4 protein-coding genes are annotated in these 3,790 nt (G+C 39.9%); 3 read left to right on the top strand and 1 reads right to left on the bottom strand.

The window, feature by feature from the left end; translation table 11 throughout:
* The first annotated feature begins 708 nt into the window (after positions 1–708).
* A complete protein-coding gene (locus tag P8O70_14655; GenBank protein ID MDG2198090.1) occupies positions 709–846 on the top strand; it encodes a hypothetical protein in 138 nt (45 codons plus the stop codon).
* A gap of 74 nt (positions 847–920) precedes the next feature.
* On the opposite strand, the gene P8O70_14650 is transcribed toward P8O70_14655, so the two are convergent.
* The gene (locus P8O70_14650; protein ID MDG2198089.1) at positions 921–1,148 is read right to left on the bottom strand and encodes a hypothetical protein; all 228 of its coding nucleotides are present in this window, start codon (positions 1,146–1,148) and stop codon (positions 921–923) included.
* A 266-nt stretch (positions 1,149–1,414) separates the two neighbouring features.
* Between P8O70_14650 and P8O70_14645 the strand changes: the two genes are divergently transcribed.
* Together P8O70_14645 and P8O70_14640 are read left to right on the top strand one after the other, a co-directional pair.
* Complete coding sequence (locus P8O70_14645) at positions 1,415–1,819, top strand: (deoxy)nucleoside triphosphate pyrophosphohydrolase (protein ID MDG2198088.1); 405 nt, start codon at positions 1,415–1,417, stop codon at positions 1,817–1,819.
* Between the two features lie 1,400 nt (positions 1,820–3,219).
* Positions 3,220–3,790, top strand: a 571-nt coding sequence (locus P8O70_14640) for a hypothetical protein (protein ID MDG2198087.1), incomplete at its 3' end; no start/stop codon positions are given.

Below are 3,790 nucleotides of genomic sequence, written 5' to 3'. Positions count from 1 at the left end.
TTATTTTTTTATTTTAAATCAGTAGGTTGAACTGAAATACTAAGCATTATTTTTCAGGTCTCAGTCTTAGGAAGTCAAATTGACTTTGGCGTAATCAAAAATTATTAATACTTATTTTTGAATTTGACAGTTGGTAATACGGCAGAAATTACTTGTTTGAGTTGATAGTAATCAGTGTACAGAAATTTGAGATACTTTTCAAGTATGTACCCTCTTTATAAACTCATATATTACGGCATTTAAGATAGAGTATATAAGAATTGAAATTAGATAGTTTAAACCAGTATTACGATGATAATTAATTGGATTATTACTTAAATTAGAGTGTTTAATTCACAACTTTATCTAAAAACTGTGAAGGACATAGAAAGCATTCAATTCACAAAGACATCATTGAAAAAGCAAATAGGGGTCAGTACTAGGTTTGTAAGAATCGAAGAGAAACAGCGTGGATAGATGATGAATCTAGAAGAACATTGTTGTTGGACTTGGGATATTCAGATGAATATCAGGCTAGCTTCTGATCAAATTCAACATAGAAACGATGCTACCACCGGCTTCTTCGAAATAACTGAAGGAAAGTCATAGGTAAGGGTGTTCAGAGCGTAGGAAATGTGCTAAAAAGTTTGTTGGATCAATAGTGGCGGCTTGTAGGATCTGACGATCTGAGATGGTTGTTGAGGATTCTAGCGGGTTCAGGTGAGGCCGTTGATCGAAAATATAGCCAGCCTGACAGAGTTGTTCAATCGCAAAAGCTTCTATGCTGCGATCAACTACAGGAATAATTTTGGAAGAGCTGATGGATGTATTGTCGAGTCAGGATGTCCACTGTTAGCAATCCCGTAGACATTTGGGATTTTTGATCTGCAATGAGACTAGGAATTACAAAACGGTTAGCCTCATAGATCAGTTGATCCCAACTAAGCCAACCTTTCACGTGACTCTCCAGGCAAGTCACTAAACCACATTTCTTTCTGCTGTTGCTTCTCTATATCCCTGCCAGACATACCAGCATAGATCAGTTGATCTCCCCTCCAGACCACATAGACTCCAACCGATACAGCAAGGACATTAGGATTCGGCCAGTCCTGAAACCATGCTGGAGTAGAGAAATGCCGAACTATTTGATGATCTTCAGTGTTATTCATTCGGTTTTCCTACCTCCTACTGTAGGATAGCTTGATTCTACCCATCAACACCCTCAAATCTCTTCTTTTTTGTATAATTACCAGTCACCAATATTAAAAAATAATCAATTATAGTAGATATTTACTTTCTGTATGTTTGTATGGCAAATGAAGTTTGCAACTGTGTAATGAAATATGTAATTACATGCAAACCATCAATTTACATAGAGAATTCTGATGATCATGAAACCACTATCCACCTTCATTAGAAGCCTAAGGTTGGATGAATGATTGAAGTGGTAGCTGCAGTGATTGTTTTTGAGAATCGCCTACTCGCCTTTCAACGGGGTGATTCGAGGTACTGTTATGTCGCGAACAAGTTTGAGTTTCCCGGTGGGAAGGTGAGAAAGGATGAACCCAGAGAGGACAGTCTGATCAGGGAATTGAGGGAAGAGTTGGATCTAGACATCAAGGTAGGTGAATGGATAACAACCGTAGAACATGAATACCAAGACTTTTCAATCAGGATGCACTGCTATCTAGTTCATCTGGAAAGCTTCACAGGACTACTGAAAGAACATATCAGCTACTTTCACGGGTCACTTGATGAGGCTAGAAACCTAGATTGGATAGAGGCAGACAAACCTATTTTGGACATCCTTGAGAATAGATATCAGCATGAATTCTACTGACGAAGTAATCGAGGGGGTGTATTCAGGACTCATCGAGCATAACCCTGAAGCATCAACCTATTTTCAACCTTAGTTAGTTCTAAATGATAGCAACCGGGGTCGGAAGATACTGAAGTTCGTTTCAGAGAACTTGGAGGAATGCATCTATTTTCGTTGTGCTGTTGCCTTTATCACCAGAAGTGGTGCCTGTATTCATCAGATATTTAAAAAATATGTGGAGAGAATCGGACACAAAGGAATTAATTGAAATCACACGAGACCAAGAAATCATTCAGTGGGAATTGCCCAACTTCTTGATAAATCTCATTATACCCATTCATTGTTCATTGGATTCTTTGTAGTTTTTCCAATCAACTCTTCAGCGTGAATAACTATCTGATCTATCGATATGCTTAACAAACTTGAAATTAAGCTTATATTACTATTTTCGTTTGGGGTGGTTGCTAGTTGTACTAGAACTCATGAAGTTGCTGATTCACACAAAACCCAAGAAGGGAATGTGGTCCAAAATCATATTTTTAGAGATGGTTCTTTAGGTAGAATTTTGGTTTGTTCCTCAAGTGAAAATAAACAAACCCAGATTTTGGTAAATTCCAGATTTGAGAGCACTTCCTGTGAAGATGAAGTTACCAACATTTGTGAACCCTTCATAACTGAAGTGCTGGATTTTGACTTAGATCACTCAGCCAAGACCGAGACATACTACGTCAGATGCAAATGAGGGATCTCAATATCCCCAACTTGAAAGGTTTCTTCTGTTAATTACCAAAGCCTGATCAAGAGCCTCTAGTTTCTCCGGAAGTTTCATCAAAACACATCCATTCCAGTGAAAGGGGTACAGGACCAAATACCCCTACCCATTCATTTCTTACCTCCCCTAAGCGATTTTCACACACGTTGAATTTATCCTTGCAACAGACAACCTAGAACCAAGCAGTTACAGCCGGGGATACTTGGATTGAGCCAGTCCCGAGACCGAACTGGTTTAGATACGTATCAGATGATGCGGGTGGAGCAGGGACGGTTCTTGTGGTTCGTGCTTTCTTCACCACCCTTACCTGCATTCATCAGGTACTTATATTTTGATGAATATCTCTTCTCGTACAACTTACCCGACCAATTGAGCCTATCTTCAAGAGCCTAAACAACAAAAATATTCACCACACACTAAGAAAACATTGAATTAAATTAAACATTATATATCAGTAATTTAATATCTTTATATACCTCCAAGTAATTTCTACACACCAGTTCCTCCCCCAGTCGTCCTCTCCAACTTTGATGGGTTAACTTATAGTTTGATCATCGTGTTTCAAATTTGAAACATTTTAATGATTCAAACCTTGTTCTATAGGCAAATGTGAGCAAGGTAATCCAACCCAGCAAACAGAGATACTGTTATGAAAACCTTACTTGCGATCATCATCACCGCTACCCTTTCCTTCGGTTGTGCCATGCTGGAAGGTGAACAAACTACAACAGATTCTGGTGGTGGAGGGACAACATCTGCTCCCACAGGTGGGAGATCTACAACCCCAACGGTTGAACCAGAAAGTGCAGTCACTGGTCAGCGGATTAGTGCTGGGCAAAATCACACCTGTGGAATTAAAACTGATGGGACTGTTAAGTGCTGGGGGAGTGATTCTTCTGACCAAAGCACTGTTCCCACCGACCTAGGAAGTGTATCAACAATTGTGGCTGGAGGAGCATTTGATGGTGAATCGGGGAATGGGCACACCTGTGGAATTAAAACTGATGGGACTGTTAAGTGCTGGGGGAGTGATTCTTCTGGCCAAAGCAATATCCCAGCTGATCTTGGTACAGTTAATAGCATCAGTGCTGGTAGGAGTCACACTTGTGCAATCAAAACGGATGGAACGGCTCAGTGTTGGGGATCTGATAGTTACAGCCAAAGCACAGTTCCCACTGACTTGGGCATGGTCAGCAGTATTAACGCTGGATACAAACATA

Source organism: SAR324 cluster bacterium, from assembly GCA_029245725.1.
GTDB lineage: Bacteria > SAR324 > SAR324 > SAR324 > NAC60-12 > JCVI-SCAAA005.
Note: the sequence above shows the minus strand (reverse complement) of the source record. Positions and strands in the feature narration are given on the sequence as shown.

Excerpts from the sequence above, each read along its gene's own strand:
- P8O70_14650 (MDG2198089.1), bottom strand. The coding sequence starts at position 1,148 with ATGAATAACACTGAAGATCATCAAATAGTTCGGCATTTCTCTACTCCA.
- P8O70_14645 (MDG2198088.1), top strand. The coding sequence starts at position 1,415 with ATGATTGAAGTGGTAGCTGCAGTGATTGTTTTTGAGAATCGCCTACTC.